The organism is Kineothrix alysoides (assembly GCF_000732725.1).
GTDB lineage: Bacteria > Bacillota > Clostridia > Lachnospirales > Lachnospiraceae > Kineothrix > Kineothrix alysoides.
In genome coordinates this window covers 1,144,164-1,160,787 of sequence record NZ_JPNB01000001.1, presented here as the reverse complement: position 1 = coordinate 1,160,787, position 16,624 = coordinate 1,144,164, and the positions used below count along the sequence as shown (strand labels likewise).

Sequence of the window (16,624 nt, the reverse complement as noted above, 5' to 3'; positions counted from 1 at the left end):
TTAATTTCCAAATATGCGTCATGCTTCCTCAATCGCTATCCATACTTCTTGGTGATTTTCTTGCATATAGCATTCAAATACAGGCAGATCTGAAAGTTTATAGCCTGAACTTGGCAGCCATTCAGAATAAAACTTCTGATAAACATCCTGTACTGCGTCCGGAATCTTGCCGTCCGCATTGATAATTACCCATGTTGCCGCAGGATAAGAAAACTCTGTCATTCCTGCCGGGGCGGAGATATAGGTACAATCCGGTGTATCCACATAGTTTGTAACGGCTAAAATATAATCCATTTCTTCCGAACTGCCCCATCCGCCTCCGGCAGCAATTCCCAAAAAGCCGGCAGGGCGGTAATCAGGGAAAAACTTCATGAATTTTTGCATTGTACCGTCCTTCCACGCCTTATCCCATATTTGCGGCACAAGTTCAAAAGCTTTATCTGTTTTAATCCTGTTGGATATTCCTGCTACTTTAAATGCAGGCCATTGCTCAATCTGATACCTCATTTTCTCTGCTCCTTTAATCATAATTTGAAAGGAGAGCTTAGGGCAGGATTTAAGCATTACTGATTCATTTCTTGCCGTTGACGGCAATACTCCATGAAAATTTTTAAAAGCACGTGAAAAAGCATCCTGCGAATCATAACCATACTTTAAAGCAATATCAATGATTCTTTCGTCACCTTTTATGACGTCGAAAGCCGCCAGTGTCATCCTGCGATTTCTGATATATTCAGACAGTGGAGTTTGTGCAATATAGGAAAACATTCTTTGAAAGTTGTATATCGAGCAGCATGCAATCTCAGCGATGTTGTCATACGATATTTTGCTTTGTAAATTGTCATCGATATAGTCCATGACCTCATTAAGCTGTTTTATCCAGTCCATTTATCCTTCTCCTCTCTGATTACAATTATAGGATTAATATTTATTTTATCCCGACTTTTTGTGCCGCAATTAGTAGGTAAAGGCTAAACATTAATCATCTCAATGCTTTGCAACAAATTCCCGTCAAATGTAAATTTTACAATCCAAGGCATAATCGCTTTAATTTTTTTGAAAGAGAGATACCCGAAAGAGGTATCATAATGATTAATAATCGTACTTAACGCGGTGCCATGACTGCCAACAACGATATTTTTATTTTTATACTCTTTCAGAACCCATTCCAGCGCAGCAATATTTCTGCTTTGTACCTCTCTCAATGTTTCTCCATCGGTAAGTTTATAATCAAAATCTTTCCATTGCTGTTCGCTGAATGAAGTAAAATCATCAATCCAAACACTGTCGACTTTTCTCTCCCTGAAATCAGGGATAGTTATTACTTGACGTCCGTATTTATCTGCAAAATGTTTTACGGTATCAATAGAGCGTTTATAAGGGCTCGATAAAACTATATCAATATCTTTGTCTCTCAGAAATTCCGTAACAAGCTTCCTGTCTGCCAGGCCTTTTTCGGTGAGCTCTCGTAACTCGTCGTTATGATTCTTATAGTTTGGTTCCGCATGTCTTATAAAATAAACTACTGTCATTTTTTCCCCCGCCAGATATTATCTTCTGTTTCTTGGTTCCCGTATCTCAACATGGCTTAGTTGGCAAATTAGAAGTCATCGTTCTCTTTTTATTGCATAATAAATGCAATGCTGTAATTTATCCTGATAAACTATATCTTCTTCTCGGTCTATCCGTTTCATTCCGCACTTTTCTATCACTTTGATACTTGCTTTGTTGGTTACGAAAGTTCCTGTAACAATCTCATTGAATCCCTTTAAGAATATATCTTCAATGACTGCTTTTAGTACTTCTGTTGCATAACCATTATTATGATAATCCGGATCAATAACGTAACCCAATTCTATTTTAACCGCATCTTTATATACATCATTTACCCAGCCAATCAATTGATTGTCCTTATAAATACCAAATTCATAATGATCGTCTGAATAAGAAAGCTTCTGAATTTTTTTAAACATAGAGAGAGCTTCGTCTCTAGTATTAAAGTCTGGAATTATGTAGGTTTCCTTAACCTTTTCATTCACCAACAATAGTATCATATCCCCTTGATCTTCATCAGAATAAGGTTTTATCACTAATCTTTTTGTTGTTATCATAAACTCCTCCATAAATTACTTTCTAACTTACAGGTAAATTCCTGTTTATTTATGTGGCATAATATCCACGCAATCTATAATACCACTCTTTTCTATAAATAAAAAGGTTGGAAAACAGTAAGGCATTTTTCTTTAAATTAAACAGCCAATTGGAATTTGAACCTTGTATTATCGTTCAAAAATTCTCACTGAACACAGACCAACAAATATTATTTCTCAAATGCTCATCATCAATTACGAGACTGCGAATTCTTTCCGGAAGTCTATCCCGTTGCCATTGACACTCTTGGTGCCTGAACATTTCCCTTTTGTCTTCCGGTGAAGCTGCCATAACCGCTCGGATTGCATAGGCTGCCGCTCCCAATTCATGCGCAGCAACATGAGCTACTACCGCTGCCTGACCGGCTGATAGAGCCGCCAATTTCGCCGCTTCTGACACTTCTTTTACTTCTCTTGCCGCGTCTTGCGACGCGCCGGCGGCAAAGCGCGCTTGTTTCATTGTAATTTCACCGTTCACCCAGGCTTGGGTTAATTCAATAGCGCGACGCGGACGGTCATCCTCCGGACGCATTTCTTCAAAATAATGCAATACATGCTGAGCGCATTGCGCCGCCCAAATTGCTAACAGATGATGGTCTTCCTCTAATAATGTACCGCCACGGCGAACTGTGATGAATCTTTTGTCACGTATTTTAGGCAATATCATGTCATTCTCCCTCGCCAAATATTAATACTCTGCCGTTTAAGGCTGCCTGATAGGTTTCTTTTTATCTATGTGATGTAATGATTTTGAATTTATTATACCGCATTTTCCCAATAAAAAAGACTTCTCTTTCTCTTGTGGAAGATATGTTTTTGTAATAATAGTGAAAAATTTGTGCTTAGACAGAGGTTATCATCGTCTGATTCTTCCACTAGAATTTAACAATATCATAGCAGCATATTTGTGAGTTGGATAGTGTGCCGGTCTCTGATTTTCCACTCTTATGCCATACCGCCGCAATCAGTAAGCCCATAACAAAATCCACACCCATAAAGATAAGAAGTGTCGTAAGGTCTTCGCTCCATCCACCAAATAAGTTCGTCACCATGCTCCCAATTCCCCCAATCGTCAGTATTAAAAATCCTTTAAGTGCATTTAGTTTTTCCATTTTCTTTCCCTCGCTCTTTCTGCTTTATCAGATTTACCCTTTATTCGGATAATCAAATCTGGTGATTTCTTTGTATTCCGCCTCGGTTATCCACTTGCCGACTGCGGTATGTACACGGTCTATGGTCCATAGCCCACGGTCATAATAATCCTTTACTTTTTCGAAGTTCGGTGAATGTTCTACTATCTTTGCTTTTCCCATTAGTTTTCCCCCTCCGTTATCATTGTGAGATAATCAATGTCGGCTTTATTCCGCTCGGTCTGCGCCGAAACGTTGTCAAGATTCTTTTCCATGTCTGTTTTCTCCTTTAAGTTATAGTATGTAACGACGCTACCATCCGCGTTGACGGCGGATGTCTCAGACACTAATACAAGGCCCGTATAGGTACCGACTGTAAGACCATCACCATTTTTTATCTGTACAGATGACAGATTGTCCGGTGTCAGCTTTTCCCATACTACAACCATAGCTGCCTTGTTCTCAGACAGTACACCAAGCGCGCTAAGACTTGCGCCGGTTTCCAGTTCAATTTCGGTTCCGTCCTGAAGGACTATCACTACTTGAAATCTTGTTATCAGGATATAGATGATATGAAGTTAAAGAAAATTACAAATATCACTATACAAAATTGGGTTAATGATTTTTCAGAGAATCACGCGCCAAAGACAGTGAAAAATGCGTATGGTTATATATCTTGTGTTTTCAAAGAGTTTATGCCGGATAAAACATTTAAAGTAACGCTTCCAAAAGGGAAGAAAAAGAGCTTTATTGTTCCTACCGATGAGGATATTACCCGTATCATTGCGTATTTTAGAGAGAACGATACAAATATGATGTATGCCGCTTGCCTAGCTGCATTTAGCACTCTGAGTCGTTCAGAGGTATGTGGAATTGCTGGTGAGGACATATCAGGAAATGTAATACATGTTAGAAATACTATGGTGAAGGACAGAATGGTGCTAGAATCTAAATAGTACAAGTCAAAATGAGAAAATCCTATATAGAAAAATATGATACAATAGAGGTATCGTACTTAAGGAGGATTTCATTATGCCGAAACATTTTGACAAGCAGTTTAAGCTGGATGCAGTTCAGTATTATCAGGATCACAAGGAACTAGGTCTTGTCGGTTGTGCTACAAATATGGGAATCAGTCAGCAGACTCTTTCCAGATGGCAAAAAGAACTACGTGAAACCGGTGACATTAAAAGCCGTGGATCCGGAAATTATTCTTCTGATGAAGCGAAGGAAATCGCTCATCTCAAGCGTGAACTACGTGATACTCAGGATGCTCTTGACGTACTAAAAAAAGCCATCAGCATTCTGGGAAAATGACAGAAGCCATTTACCTTGAAGTCTCCGAAAAGACAGACGCTGCCATGAAAGCTAATCGCCAGGTTTCTGTCTCCGGGATGCTGAAAATCCTTGGCGTTTCACGGTCTGGATATCGTGCATGGCAAAACCGTATGCCTTCTAATACACAGCAACGTAGAGAGGCTGTTAAAGTAAAGATCATGGACATTTACGATGATTCCAAACAGAACTACGGCGCTCCGAAAATTGCAAAAAAGTTGCAACAAGAAGGCGAAATTATTTCTGAACGCACGGTAGGCAAATACATGTCCCAGCTAGGAATCAGGGCTCAATGGGTAAAACCATGGACAATTACCACCAAAGATTCCTATTTCAGCAATGAACTTCAAAATATATTAAATGAGCAATTCAACCCAGAGCGTCCAAATGCAGTGTGGTGCAGTGACATTACATATATCTGGACGACAGAAGGCTTCACATATCTGACAAGCATTATGGACTTATTTTCAAGAAAAATAGTCGCATGGACTTTATCTGATTCAATGGGTGTAGCATGCGTTATTGATACCATTAACAAAGCAAAAGCCAGACGTAACACGGAACAACCGCTTATTCTGCACAGCGATCGCGGAAGCCAGTATGTGTCAAACGAATATCGGAAAGCAACTGCAAATATGCAGCGGAGCTATTCGAAAAAGGCATTTCCCTGGGACAACGCCTGTATTGAATCCTTCCATTCCTTAATCAAAAGAGAATGGCTGAATCGCTTCAAAATCGGTAATTATGAGCAAGCGTACCGGTTAGTATTTGAATACATTGAAGCATTCTACAACACAAAGCGAATCCATAGTCATTGCGATTATATATCGCCCAATGAATTCGAAAAGCTTTATGAAAAGGCACTCGAGGATGGTTTACAGCTGGTAGGTTAGAGGAGGATTATTTTATCATTTTAACTTGTACTAAATCTTGACATAGGACCAGAAACGGAAATAAAGTAATTAAAGACACTACTAAAACCTCCGAATCAGATAGGTATATAGAGTTACCGGAATTTGTTATTGAAATGCTCACCAAAACTGGGCTCATTATAAACCTTACACCCGATGCACTTACTAGAAGATTCCAAAGGGCATTAATTGAGCTTAAAATGCCGCCTTATCGTTTCCATGACTTAAGGCATTACTCCGCGTCTATTATGCACGCTATGGGTGTCCCTGACCAGTATATAATGAAGCGCGGGGGGTGGAGCAATGACCGCGTATTAAAAGACATATACCGAGGTACGGTTGCCGACTATGAAGAGAAATTTGTGTGCATGACTAACGCGTATTTTGAAAATATGCATCACAAATTGCAACACAGAAACGAAAAAACCGCTGATTAAGCGGCTTTTCTGTCTATTGACCTCGCTTTTGATACAATAACACGATTCCAATGAAACAATCAAGTGGGTGCATTTGGGGTTTATCGGGTGCATATTATGACACGCTTTAATTGTTATCAGGCTTTGGTATTCTGCTATTTTGGTTTCAATCAAGTAGCCAAGTTGCTCGATACTGTTTAATATGTCGACGGCTGTGTTATTATTGCCAACCAACTTGCGCTCAAATGAGAGAGGGGGTTGGAATTCCTTATCTTATGGGTTTTTCTATAATCTTGTCGGCATCAGCAACTTCATACGTATAGATTCCTGAAAGCACCTTCTTTTTAATACTCTTATAGTTCAGCTTGCCCTTCGTTTGGTTGCCATTTATAGTATAAGCTAAATAAGTCGAAATTCTGTCAAAGAAATTAATCCGCCGTTTCAATCATACAAGACCCCAAATGGATATGAAGGCGACAGATTCTACCAGTTCGCTCAACATAAGATCTTTTCCTGTGTTTAACACACACAGCATAGAATTCTCGCTGTTTACCTGGATTATATCCATAAATGTAAAGGGCGGACCGTTGATTGAGGATAGAATAACATCACGGAAAGACACAACCGTTCCATTAACTTCAAGTTGAATCTGTGTTTTGTTCCCATCAATGACATCCGACACGTATAGCATAAAATTGACGACATATTTACCGGGTTTGCTTATTACAAATGTACCCGATGAGGGATGATAGTTTATATATGGTGCGCCATTTGTCATTTCAGCGTTAAACTTGATTGTTTCGCCCGATCGATATAAACGTTTCGTTTGTGCTGCAGGATATATGTTCGAATATTGTACACCGGCAAAGGAAACTGCCGAACCAGCGGGTCCGGTGGGTCCGGGATATCCTCTTTCGCCTTGCGGTCCCTCCGGCCCCTGGCATCCTTTCGGGCCTTGCGATCCTTGCGGCCCTATGGGACCGGCCGGACCCTCAATCCCCATGGGCCCTGGCGGGCCTTCAATTCCACGTTCCCCCTGAGGTCCTTCGGGACCTTCTGGACCCCGGCATCCGGGAGGCCCAACATCGCCTCTCGGTCCGCGTAGACCCGGAGGTCCCATAGGACCTGGAGGCCCAAAGTTTCCTTTTGGTCCTATCGGTCCCTGGCAGCCGGGATCTCCCTGGGGGCCAATATCACCGCGAACACCTTGCGGTCCCGGAGGCCCCATAGACCCTGACGGTCCAGGATCTCCCTGCGGGCCAATATCACCAGAAACACCTTGCGGTCCCGCAGGACCCATAGGCCCTGACGGTCCGGGATCTCCCTGCGGGCCAGTATTGCCGGGAACACCTTGCGGTCCCGCAGGACCCATAGGCCCTGACGGTCCGGGATCTCCCTGCGGACCGGTATTGCCTGGAACACCTTGTGGTCCCGCAGGCCCCATAGGCCCTGACGGCCCAGGGTCTCCCTGCGGACCGGTATTGCCGGGAACGCCTTGCGGTCCCGGACAACCCGGTGCTCCTGGTGGTCCCATTGGACCGGTTGGTCCGATATTACAACAAGGGCAACATGGGTTACCTTTTGGCCTGCATGCGGGACAGGAAGGGTCGTTGCACCTTTTATCATTATCAATTATGCAATTTTGATTGTATCTATTCAAATTATAAGGCCCCTTTCTCGCTTACTGTCATAGTAGAGCCTACTAAGACTTTGAAACGCCATATCTCATTATAGAATATGAAAAAGCAGTTTGTTTTGTGAGCACGCTATTGATGGTTCAGGTTAAAAGCATTGTGTTCCTGCACGTTTTGCTACTCTTTTAACCGCATTTGAGTCTAAACTAGTAACAGTCTGATTGCCACCTTTTATGTGTCGATAACAGGCTACAGGGGATCATGGCTGCCTGATCAGAATGAGTAGCCCTTTTTATCTCTGCTGAATATTATAAGTAGGGGGGAGTAATCCACCACAGTATACTAAGAAAGGAAGCAAAATTATGAGTAACAACGAAAATAATAATATCCTTGATTGTCAATCAGGTTGCCCTAATATATGCCCTCCAGGTCCACAGGGTCCACAAGGTTCGCGCGGTCCCAAGGGCGATCCGGGATGTCCTGGCCCAAAAGGTGATGTAGGCTACCCTGGCCCTCAGGGTGCACCTGGTCCGATGGGACCGGAGGGCCTTAGAGGACAAAGGGGCCCGCAAGGGGAAAAGGGCGATAAAGGAGATCCGGGGTGTCCGGGTCCTGTGGGTTCACGTGGCCCGCAGGGACAGATAGGCCCTCCAGGTCCTCAAGGAGTTCGTGGAGATATTGGTCCGCAGGGAGATCCCGGTTGCCAAGGGCCCATGGGGCCTCGTGGCAATCCCGGACCGGCTGGTTCACAGGGTATTCCCGGGCCTATTGGTGCAAGAGGGAATACGGGACCCGCGGGTCCTCAGGGTGTTCCGGGACCTGAGGGTCCTCAGGGCCCGCAGGGTATACCCGGACCGGCTGGTCCAATCGGGCCGGAAGGCTCCGCCGGAGTGCAAGGTCCGGAAGGGCCACAGGGTGCAAGAGGCTGCCAGGGTCCGGAAGGGCCGCAGGGAATACAAGGTGATATAGGGCCTACAGGTCCGACCGGTTCGCAAGGGGATATCGGCCCAACCGGTCCGCAAGGCGACGTCGGTCCGACTGGTCCGACTGGTCCGACCGGTCCTACGGGAATCGACGGAGATACGGTATTATTTACGGTGGAAACCTCGGGTGGTATCCCCATTCCCATGACATTAGGTTCCACTTTGGAGTTTACTTCCACTACTTTGAACATTGACGTCACCCCCGGATCAGCACATGTCAACATTGAAAATCCCAGTGTGACTGGTCCCACCGGCCCGACCGGCCCGCAGGGCGACATCGGTCCCACTGGAGCACAGGGAGACACCGGACCCATCGGAGCGCAGGGCGACATCGGTCCCACCGGTCCGCAGGGCGACATCGGTCCCACCGGCCCACAGGGAGACATCGGTCCCACCGGCCCTCAGGGCGACATCGGTCCCACCGGTCCGCAAGGCGACATCGGTCCCACCGGAGCGCAGGGAGACACCGGACCCACCGGAGCGCAGGGCGACATCGGACCCACCGGCCCGCAGGGCGACATCGGACCCACCGGCCCGCAGGGCGACATCGGACCCACTGGAGCACAGGGAGACATCGGACCCACCGGAGCGCAGGGCGACATCGGTCCCACCGGTCCGCAGGGCGACATCGGTCCCACAGGCCCACAGGGAGACATCGGACCCACCGGCCCTCAGGGCGACATCGGTCCCACCGGTCCGCAAGGCGACATCGGCCCCACCGGAGCGCAGGGCGACATCGGTCCCACCGGTCTGCAGGGAGACATCGGTCCCACCGGTCTGCAGGGCGACATCGGTCCCACTGGCCCGCAGGGCGACATCGGACCCACTGGAGCACAGGGAGACACCGGCCCCACCGGAGCGCAGGGCGACATCGGTCCCACCGGTCCGCAGGGCGACATCGGTCCCACCGGCCCACAGGGAGACACCGGCCCCACCGGTCCGCAGGGCGACATCGGTCCCACCGGTCCGCAGGGCGACATCGGTCCCACCGGCCCACAGGGAGACACCGGCCCCACCGGTCCGCAGGGAGACACCGGCCCCACCGGTCCGCGGGGAGACACCGGCCCCACCGGTCCGCAGGGAGACACCGGCCCCACCGGTCCGCAGGGCGACATCGGTCCCACCGGCCCGCAGGGCGACATCGGTCCCACCGGTCCGCAGGGCGACATCGGTCCCACCGGTCCGCAGGGCGACATCGGACCCACTGGAGCACAGGGAGACACCGGCCCCACCGGTCCGCAAGGCGACACTGGCCCGACCGGTCCGGCGTCTCTTCCTGCTTTTTATAACGATGACATTTCAGGCAGCGGTACCAATCGTATCTTTTCTATTAAAAATGTTAGATGCAACCTATCGAATAGTGGTATGTCAACAGTAAATTTTCACATTACTTCGAACACTGGTGGCCCTCTACTGGTCGATGTAAAAAGTTTAAATCAGAGTGGCACTTCAACGATAGTAGGTAATACCCTTAATAACTATACTTTAACTAATGGCACCTATTCAATGGTGATTTCAAATATCAAATATTCCTCGGAAGACTTAGCTATGGTTTTTCTTCGTCAGCAAAACCCGACCGACCTGACGTGGTCTTTGCATGAAATAAAAATTTTCGTGTCAGATTCAGCTAAAAGAACTTCTGTATGGGTTAATACAATTTATGAAGACGTTACGTTAAGCTGACGTCAAGCCGGTAATCTAATGTGTTGATCTGAGATAGTAAGGGATGAACTGGCGGAAATTCGGTAGAATAACGCGGGTGTTCCTACCGAACATTTTCTTTTCATGTAATGAAACTATGAACATGGTTATCCTGAAGTTTTAACCTCAACCCATTGGTATATAGGGGAAGGGGTTAAACTTCGGGATAACTGTTTTTTCACATGAATGTGGCCATAGGACATCGGAATGGCCGTGGCATTTCCATTGCAGAACGCATGGAAAATCTTAGAGGAAAGAGAAGCAAACTGTTTTATGGTATACAAAAATACCCGTGAAAGCAGCAAAATTCACTGTTTCTGCGGGCATCATTGTTTCATTGGTTTCCTATATCTCCACCGTGACCTCGCTGCCGTCCTTAAAAGTGACCGCCATTTCGCTTTCAGAGTGGACAGTCACCGAATCGACGGTGGCAAGCCAGAGTTTTTCATCAAACTCAGTAAACAGCTTATCGTGGCATTTCATATTAGCAAGAAAGCGTGTTATCTTTTCCCGCTTGGCGGTGCGCTCCAACATTTTATCGTTGATTTTAGCAATGCCATTTTGCGCGGCTTCGTAGCGTTCCATGGCAGCTGCAAACAACCAGCGTTTTGGCCGCTCCTGTGAAAAACTAGAGGTAATTGACGGACAGTTGAATCTGGATTTTATCTTCAATGAAGCAGAGGCCCTTACCGAAACACTTTATGTTGTGGAGCCGGCGGGGGAAGATGTACTTCCGTCAAAGAAGAAAAAACAGGTCGGCAAACGGGAAAAAGATTTAGAAGGTCTTCCTGTTGTGGAAATCCCACATATGCTATCGGAAGAAAAACTAATAGAAATCTTTGGTGTCAATGGCTGGAAACGGTTACCTGACGAAGTATACAAAAGAGTTAAGGTTGAGCCAGCTGTTTATACGGTCGAGGAACATCATGTGGCAGTTTATGCAGGCAAGGACAATCAGACAATTGTAAAAGCGGACCGTCCAAAGAGTCTTCTACGCAACAGCATTGCAACTCCATCACTTGTTGCAAGCATTTATAACGCAAAATATGTCAACGGTATGCCGTTAGACCGTATTAATAAAGAGTATTTACGGAACGATATTCATATATCCAAACAGGTGCTTGCAAACTGGGTCATCCAGTGTGCAGAGCGGTACCTGGGAATCATGTTTGATTATCTGCACAAAGAACTACTTACATTTCGTATCCTTCAGGCCGATGAGACTCCAGTGCTTGTGACAAAGGATGGGCGTCCTGCAAACAGCAAGAGCTTCATGTGGGTGTACCGTACCGGCAAATGGTATAAAGAAACACCAATCATTCTTTACGAGTATCAAAAGACTCGAAAGACGGAACATCCAAGAGAATTCCTAAAGAACTTTCATGGAACCCTGGTGACGGATGCATACGCAGTGTATGATTCACTGGACCAAAAAAATCCGGATATCACATTTGCTGGATGCTGGGCACATGGCAGGCGTCGGTTTACCGAAGCGGTCAAAGCAATTCCCGGGGATAAACGGGAAAGTACAAAAGATACGATCGCATATCAAGCATTAAAGCAGATCGCAGCCATATATCATCTGGATAATAAATTATCAGAGTTAACGCCTGACCAGAGAGAACAGGAAAGACAACTCACCGTAAAGCCGCTGGTAGAGGCCTTCTTTGTGTGGGCGAAAGACATCCAGCAAAAAAACAGTCTATCAAAGGGTAAAACTCTCGAAGGCATAAACTATTGCATCAATCATGAGAAAAACCTGAAAGAGTTTTTAAATGATGGCGCCTTGCCACTGGATAACAATGCAACAGAAGCAGCACTTCGCACATTTTGTGTTCACAAACATACATGGCGTCTGATCGATACGATTGATGGAGCCAAAGCCAGTGCCGTCGTATACAGCCTTACTGAAACAGCAAAGGCAAACAATCTGAACCCGTTCCGTTACCTTGAGTTTCTATTGACAGAGTTAATGGAACATCAAGAAGATACCAGTCAGGATTTCCTAAAGGATCTACTTCCTTGGTCAAATCAGATTCCGGAAATCTGCAAAATAAAAACAAAAGCGTAAACCAGACCGCCGATTGGCGGTCATCATTTAAGCCAGTACTCATGATTTACCGTATACGTTCTTCCTATTAGTGTCATCAGCTTATCATGGTTTACTGTGTCAAAGAACTTTTCTAAGTCAACGTCAACTATCCAATCATTTCCGTCATTCATCATATCCAATGCCGTTATGATTGCTTGCTGTGCATATCTGTTTGGTCTGAATCCATAACTATGAAAATACTGATAGGACTAAGAAACCCATCGGTTATCAGTAACCCCGGTATTGTCCAAGGGATATAAGCGGAAAGCCCAACGTTTTCAACGATATTGACGATCAGTACAATGATGAAAATTAGGCCGATAGGCGCTAAATAACCTTTGGTAACGTTGGCCATAAAAGAACTAACTGTACTTACAAGCGTAGTTAGCAGTGAGGTCGCCATAAACATGAGAAAGTAATGGAGAATGAGCGCGGCTGTTCCGTCGGCCAGACCGACATACGCACCGATAAGCGCAACAACAGCGAACAGCAGAATTGACAGCAAGCTATTCCAAAGGGCAATCACAATAAATTTCGATACCGCTATTTTGAGTTTGGATACCGGCTTTACCAGTAAATCGTTTATCGTTTTATCCGTGTATTCACGCCCGAAAATCCAACAGGTTGTGAAAGCAAACCCGATAATCAAAATAGCGGTAAAGAATTTTAGAATGTCCGCCAAATATAAATCCCAGCTTACGTTCGCGGCGTTAAAATACTTGATAAGGGATATGCCCGGCAAAACAGTAAACGCAATTATCAAAACCCAAAAGACGCTTGACTTATACATCTTACGCATTTCGCAGATTACTAAAGATAAAATGTTCATTAACGTACCCCTCCTCTATCTTGAATTGTTCTAAAAAAATAACCTTCCAAATCTTCGGAAACAATGTTTAGCTGTGTCGGCGGCTGACCAGAACGCACTAACAATTCACTAAGCTTTTCAGGCTTTTCTGTGGCACGACCTTCCGAAAGGATAAAGTGCCCATCCGCGTTTTCCTCAAAACGATACCCGTTCTCCGCAAGTATGCGCCTCATAGTGGTTTTATCGCGGCCGCAGAGAACCAAGTGCTTCCTAAGCGATTGCTCCAGATGCGTCATTTCAATTTCCTGCACCAGCTTTCCTTCATGAATGATCCCGATTCTGTCAGCCAGCTTTGCAAGCTCCTCAAGAAGATGACTGGAAAGAAAAACGGTCACACCGTGATTTTTGGATAAATCTAAAAGCGTTTCTCTGATTTCCACGACTCCGGCAGGGTCAAGACCATTGATCGGTTCGTCTAAAATCAAAATCTCGGGATTGTGAATCATTGCCTTCGACAATCCTAAACGCTGCCTGTTGCCAAGAGAAAGGTTCTTAGCTTTTTTATTCTTGTGAGCTTCCAAGCCAAGCTTTTTTATTATGCGAGGAATACATTGCCGGTCAGGAAGCATCTGCATACGGCGGGCAATGTCCAGATTTTCTTCCACGGTAAGTTCGGGATAGTAACTCGCTTCTTCCATAAAGCCTACCTTTCCCCACAACTCGTAGCTTCCGAAATCAACCTTGCTCCCCAGCATATAAACGCTGCCGGAGGCGGGCTTTAACAGCGACAGCATCATATGGATTGTGGTAGACTTACCGGCTCCGTTCAACCCAACAAATCCGTATATCTCACCTCTAATGAAACATCGTTGACAGCTTGATACCCATCAAATGTTTTTATGAGGCCATCCAGTTGTATCACGGCGCTGCCGCCGCTACTCGGTTTCTTCATTTAACAACGCTCCTTTGCGGTTTTGCTTAGATGTCTTATTCGTTAAGAACATAGCCGGAATGAGCAATACCACGCTAAGGACTAAGGCTAACGTGAAACCATTGTGGTAAGCGGTGGTCATGAGCGGAGTCGTTGGTACTTTATCTTGGATTGAAAGGCTAACAACCGTTGCAAGCACGGCTGAACCAAACGCACCACCAATATTTTGCACGAGTCGGGTTCCGACACTGGCTTGCGCAATTTCTTGTTTGACCATACCGGTGTACGCATCAGTCATCATTGGAATGGCGATACCACCGATACCTATACCGCGAACAAACAAGACAATACTCATAACAATGAGTGAAGACGCCTCATTGAAGAAGACAAATGGAATCGTGCCAACGATGGCTAATGTTAAGCTTATCAAAACAACATTACGCGCCCCCAGTTTATCAGTCAACTTACCAATCAATGGGCGGGCAACTAACATGCCGATACCTTGAGGAATCAAGATCAATCCGGCGCTTAAAACTGAGAAGCCCTTAATGTTTTGGAAAAACAAAGGTAATAACAACATTGGACCGTTGGTGGCAATCCCTGCAAGGAATAAGCCGACCATGACAGCGCTGAAATTTTTCATCTTAAATAAAGGTAATGGGAGAATTGCATGTTCCTTTTTGAAAACGGCATAAATCACGTAGGCGGCTAAAATCACGGCCCCGGCAATCACAAAACCAATCGTCGTGCTGTTGTTAAATGTAGCGTTTTTCGCCGCTTTCGTAATCCCATAAATTAAGGCGGCTGAACTGGCACCCAATAAAATGATACCAATGAAGTCGAATTTGACTTTTTTATTAGTCGGTGTGAAATCAGGCAGCTTCAAAATCATCAAAGCGATGGCAAGAATACCAATTGGAATGTTGACAAAGAAAATGTAACGCCATGATAAGAATTGGACAATTACAGCGCCAATAACCGGGCCAAGGATTGGGCCCAAGACCGTTGGGATACCAATGGTCGACATTAAACGTCCCATTCGCTCCCTTCCGGCGATTTCAACACACAAGGTAGTCACCAATGTCATAATAAAGCCGGCACTGAAACCTTGAACAATCCTGAAAATAATCAATGAATGGATACTCCAACTAAATCCCGAAGCAATCGAAGCAGCTAAAAATACTATATTGGCGCCAATCATTAACCGTTTTCCGTTGAAACGTTGAACCATCCAACCTGCAAGTGGCACTGAAATTGCCATAGATAACACATAACCTGTAATGACCCATTGAATTAATTCAAGTCCAATACTGAAATCATTACTCAAGTGCTTGATGGCAATGTTGACCATTGTTGAATCAAGCAGTGGCATAACTGCTCCAAGCACTAAAATCCAAGCAATGTTCATGATGCTCTTTGGAATCGGCTCAAGTGCCGGAGATTTTTCATTCTTACTTGTCATAAATAACTCCTCCTTATTGCGTACGGCGTTTTGTCCGTCATTTTTCACTTTACAAAACGCCGTTCTTTGTTTATAATAAAGCATAATATATTACGTAACGTTCGAGTCAATAGGTTTTTAAAAAAACTTAAAAAATATTTTTTCGGAAGGAAGTCGACAAAATGAAAAGCGTAAATGAAGTGAGCAAGCTCTCCGGCGTAAGCCGTCGTACCTTACAATATTATGATGAAATAGGGCTGTTACCACCCAGCGCGGTGAAAGAATCGGGCTACCGCCAATATGATGACGAGAGTTTGCGCCGCTTATGGAGCATTCTATTTTATAAAGAGCTTGGCATCCCCCTTGATGACATTCGGTTGTTGCTTGAAAATCCAAAGGAAATGGAAAAAGAGTTAATGCGGCAACATAAACAAGTTCTTTTGGAAAAACAATCCCAAATACAAAAAATGTTGCTGTCCGTTGACCGTATATTGAATGACGAATTTGATATTTCAATGCTTAGGGATTTTGATAAAAATAGAGTCGAAACAATGAAGAAAAAATATGCAAGTGAAATCCGAGCATTAATGGAAAGCGATTTTTTTCTTCCGGCAGCAAAAAGCGGCATATTTTTGGACAAAGTATTTACTGTTAATAATGCCTCGAGAATAATGAATACAGATTTTAGTAAGCTCATTGTTCTTGGCGGGGAGGTCTTCGAGAAATTTCGTAACGCCATGAAGGATGGCTCGGACAGTTTAGCGGCAAAAGAAGCGGTTACTGCTTATAGGGAATTTGTAAATATATTGATTCCCTGTGATGATGCCGCGTTTCGCCGTATCGGTCAGGCATATTTAGATAATAAAAAAGAGTTGGACAAAAAGACGCCGGAACTTGCGGAATTTGTAAGTGCGGCTATTTTGTATGTATATAAGTAACCGATCCCATTTTACACAAACAGAAATCTGGGCAAGGCTTTGTCACCTATGTGTTTTTGTGCGATTGCTCTATCAAGCCGGAGCAAACCGCTGGCAGAGGGGCAATTTCATGTCTGGTGCATTATGACACGATTCTTGAACTATGACACGAAAG

At 44.8% G+C, this 16,624-nt stretch carries 20 protein-coding genes and 1 pseudogene; 7 read left to right on the top strand and 14 right to left on the bottom strand.

Annotation, left to right across the window (positions count from 1 at the left end):
* Positions 1 to 18 precede the first annotated feature (18 nt).
* The 7 genes from CC90_RS0105480 to CC90_RS0105450 form a co-directional block, all read right to left on the bottom strand.
* A complete protein-coding gene (locus CC90_RS0105480; protein ID WP_031389805.1) occupies positions 19 to 888 on the bottom strand; it encodes an AraC family transcriptional regulator in 870 nt (289 codons plus the stop codon).
* A gap of 83 nt (positions 889 to 971) precedes the next feature.
* Positions 972 to 1,532, bottom strand: coding sequence for a histidine phosphatase family protein (locus tag CC90_RS0105475; RefSeq protein ID WP_031389804.1), 561 nt, complete (start codon positions 1,530 to 1,532; stop codon positions 972 to 974).
* 75 nt (positions 1,533 to 1,607) lie between these two features.
* Positions 1,608 to 2,111 carry a GNAT family N-acetyltransferase gene (locus CC90_RS0105470; RefSeq protein ID WP_031389803.1) on the bottom strand — a complete coding sequence of 168 codons (504 nt, stop codon included), beginning with the start codon at positions 2,109 to 2,111 and terminating at the stop codon, positions 1,608 to 1,610.
* A 175-nt stretch (positions 2,112 to 2,286) separates the two neighbouring features.
* Positions 2,287 to 2,817, bottom strand: a complete 531-nt coding sequence (locus tag CC90_RS0105465; RefSeq protein ID WP_031389802.1) for a putative immunity protein — start codon at positions 2,815 to 2,817, stop codon at positions 2,287 to 2,289.
* A gap of 208 nt (positions 2,818 to 3,025) precedes the next feature.
* On the bottom strand, positions 3,026 to 3,262 hold the full coding sequence (locus CC90_RS0105460) for a phage holin family protein (RefSeq protein WP_051869297.1): 237 nt from the start codon (positions 3,260 to 3,262) through the stop codon (positions 3,026 to 3,028).
* A gap of 33 nt (positions 3,263 to 3,295) precedes the next feature.
* Entirely contained in the window at positions 3,296 to 3,463 is a 168-nt protein-coding gene (locus CC90_RS23645) for an XkdX family protein (protein WP_081905883.1), read from the bottom strand.
* The gene (locus CC90_RS0105450; protein WP_051869296.1) at positions 3,463 to 3,819 is read right to left on the bottom strand and encodes a hypothetical protein; all 357 of its coding nucleotides are present in this window, start codon (positions 3,817 to 3,819) and stop codon (positions 3,463 to 3,465) included. Before CC90_RS0105450 ends, CC90_RS23645 begins: the two co-directional genes overlap by 1 nt.
* A 33-nt stretch (positions 3,820 to 3,852) precedes the next feature.
* On the opposite strand from CC90_RS0105450, the gene CC90_RS0105445 reads away from it, so the two are divergent.
* The 4 genes from CC90_RS0105445 (at position 3,853) to CC90_RS25275 (ending at position 5,963) form a co-directional block, all read left to right on the top strand.
* Positions 3,853 to 4,236: a site-specific integrase gene (locus tag CC90_RS0105445; RefSeq protein WP_031389799.1), complete on the top strand. Its 384-nt coding sequence runs from the start codon at positions 3,853 to 3,855 to the stop codon at positions 4,234 to 4,236.
* 76 nt (positions 4,237 to 4,312) lie between these two features.
* Entirely contained in the window at positions 4,313 to 4,597 is a 285-nt protein-coding gene (locus CC90_RS0105440) for a transposase (RefSeq protein WP_031389189.1), read from the top strand.
* Entirely contained in the window at positions 4,594 to 5,508 is a 915-nt protein-coding gene (locus tag CC90_RS0105435) for an IS3 family transposase (RefSeq protein ID WP_031389188.1), read from the top strand. The genes CC90_RS0105440 and CC90_RS0105435 overlap by 4 nt, the downstream gene beginning before the upstream one ends.
* Before the next feature lie 134 nt (positions 5,509 to 5,642).
* Positions 5,643 to 5,963 carry a tyrosine-type recombinase/integrase gene (locus CC90_RS25275; protein ID WP_031389798.1) on the top strand — a complete coding sequence of 107 codons (321 nt, stop codon included), beginning with the start codon at positions 5,643 to 5,645 and terminating at the stop codon, positions 5,961 to 5,963.
* A gap of 424 nt (positions 5,964 to 6,387) precedes the next feature.
* Here CC90_RS25275 and CC90_RS22115 read toward each other — a convergent pair whose 3' ends face one another.
* The gene (locus tag CC90_RS22115) at positions 6,388 to 7,476 is read right to left on the bottom strand and encodes a collagen-like domain-containing protein (RefSeq protein ID WP_081905882.1); all 1,089 of its coding nucleotides are present in this window, start codon (positions 7,474 to 7,476) and stop codon (positions 6,388 to 6,390) included.
* Positions 7,477 to 7,938: 462 nt separating this feature from the next.
* Here CC90_RS22115 and CC90_RS25270 point away from each other — a divergent pair, with 462 nt between their 5' ends.
* Positions 7,939 to 10,242: a collagen-like domain-containing protein gene (locus tag CC90_RS25270; protein ID WP_132038493.1), complete on the top strand. Its 2,304-nt coding sequence runs from the start codon at positions 7,939 to 7,941 to the stop codon at positions 10,240 to 10,242.
* A 363-nt stretch (positions 10,243 to 10,605) separates the two neighbouring features.
* Here the strand turns inward: CC90_RS25270 and CC90_RS23620 are convergent, their stop codons facing one another.
* Positions 10,606 to 10,845: a hypothetical protein gene (locus tag CC90_RS23620; RefSeq protein WP_031389795.1), complete on the bottom strand. Its 240-nt coding sequence runs from the start codon at positions 10,843 to 10,845 to the stop codon at positions 10,606 to 10,608.
* Between CC90_RS23620 and tnpC the strand changes: the two genes are divergently transcribed.
* On the top strand, positions 10,844 to 12,331 hold the full coding sequence (tnpC, locus tag CC90_RS0105400) for an IS66 family transposase (protein ID WP_108702610.1): 1,488 nt from the start codon (positions 10,844 to 10,846) through the stop codon (positions 12,329 to 12,331). The two genes, CC90_RS23620 and tnpC, sit on opposite strands and share 2 nt — an antisense overlap.
* A 56-nt stretch (positions 12,332 to 12,387) precedes the next feature.
* Here the strand turns inward: tnpC and CC90_RS25110 are convergent.
* The 5 genes and pseudogenes from CC90_RS25110 to CC90_RS0105385 all read right to left on the bottom strand — a co-directional run.
* Positions 12,388 to 12,546: pseudogene (locus CC90_RS25110) on the bottom strand (reverse transcriptase domain-containing protein); the annotation flags it as partial.
* Positions 12,498 to 13,181, bottom strand: coding sequence for an ABC transporter permease (locus CC90_RS0105395; protein WP_035315182.1), 684 nt, complete (start codon positions 13,179 to 13,181; stop codon positions 12,498 to 12,500). The gene CC90_RS0105395 and the pseudogene CC90_RS25110, both read right to left, overlap by 49 nt.
* Entirely contained in the window at positions 13,181 to 13,990 is an 810-nt protein-coding gene (locus CC90_RS22110) for an ABC transporter ATP-binding protein (protein ID WP_242843245.1), read from the bottom strand. The genes CC90_RS0105395 and CC90_RS22110 overlap by 1 nt, the downstream gene beginning before the upstream one ends.
* Positions 13,987 to 14,112 (bottom strand): hypothetical protein, encoded by a 126-nt coding sequence (locus CC90_RS24820; RefSeq protein WP_278245457.1) that lies wholly within the window; start codon positions 14,110 to 14,112, stop codon positions 13,987 to 13,989. The genes CC90_RS22110 and CC90_RS24820 overlap by 4 nt, the downstream gene beginning before the upstream one ends.
* Positions 14,096 to 15,553: an MDR family MFS transporter gene (locus CC90_RS0105385; RefSeq protein ID WP_031389792.1), complete on the bottom strand. Its 1,458-nt coding sequence runs from the start codon at positions 15,551 to 15,553 to the stop codon at positions 14,096 to 14,098. The genes CC90_RS24820 and CC90_RS0105385 overlap by 17 nt, the downstream gene beginning before the upstream one ends.
* A 161-nt stretch (positions 15,554 to 15,714) precedes the next feature.
* On the opposite strand from CC90_RS0105385, the gene CC90_RS0105380 reads away from it, so the two are divergent.
* A complete protein-coding gene (locus CC90_RS0105380; protein ID WP_031389791.1) occupies positions 15,715 to 16,470 on the top strand; it encodes a MerR family transcriptional regulator in 756 nt (251 codons plus the stop codon).
* The last annotated feature ends 154 nt before the right edge of the window (positions 16,471 to 16,624 follow it).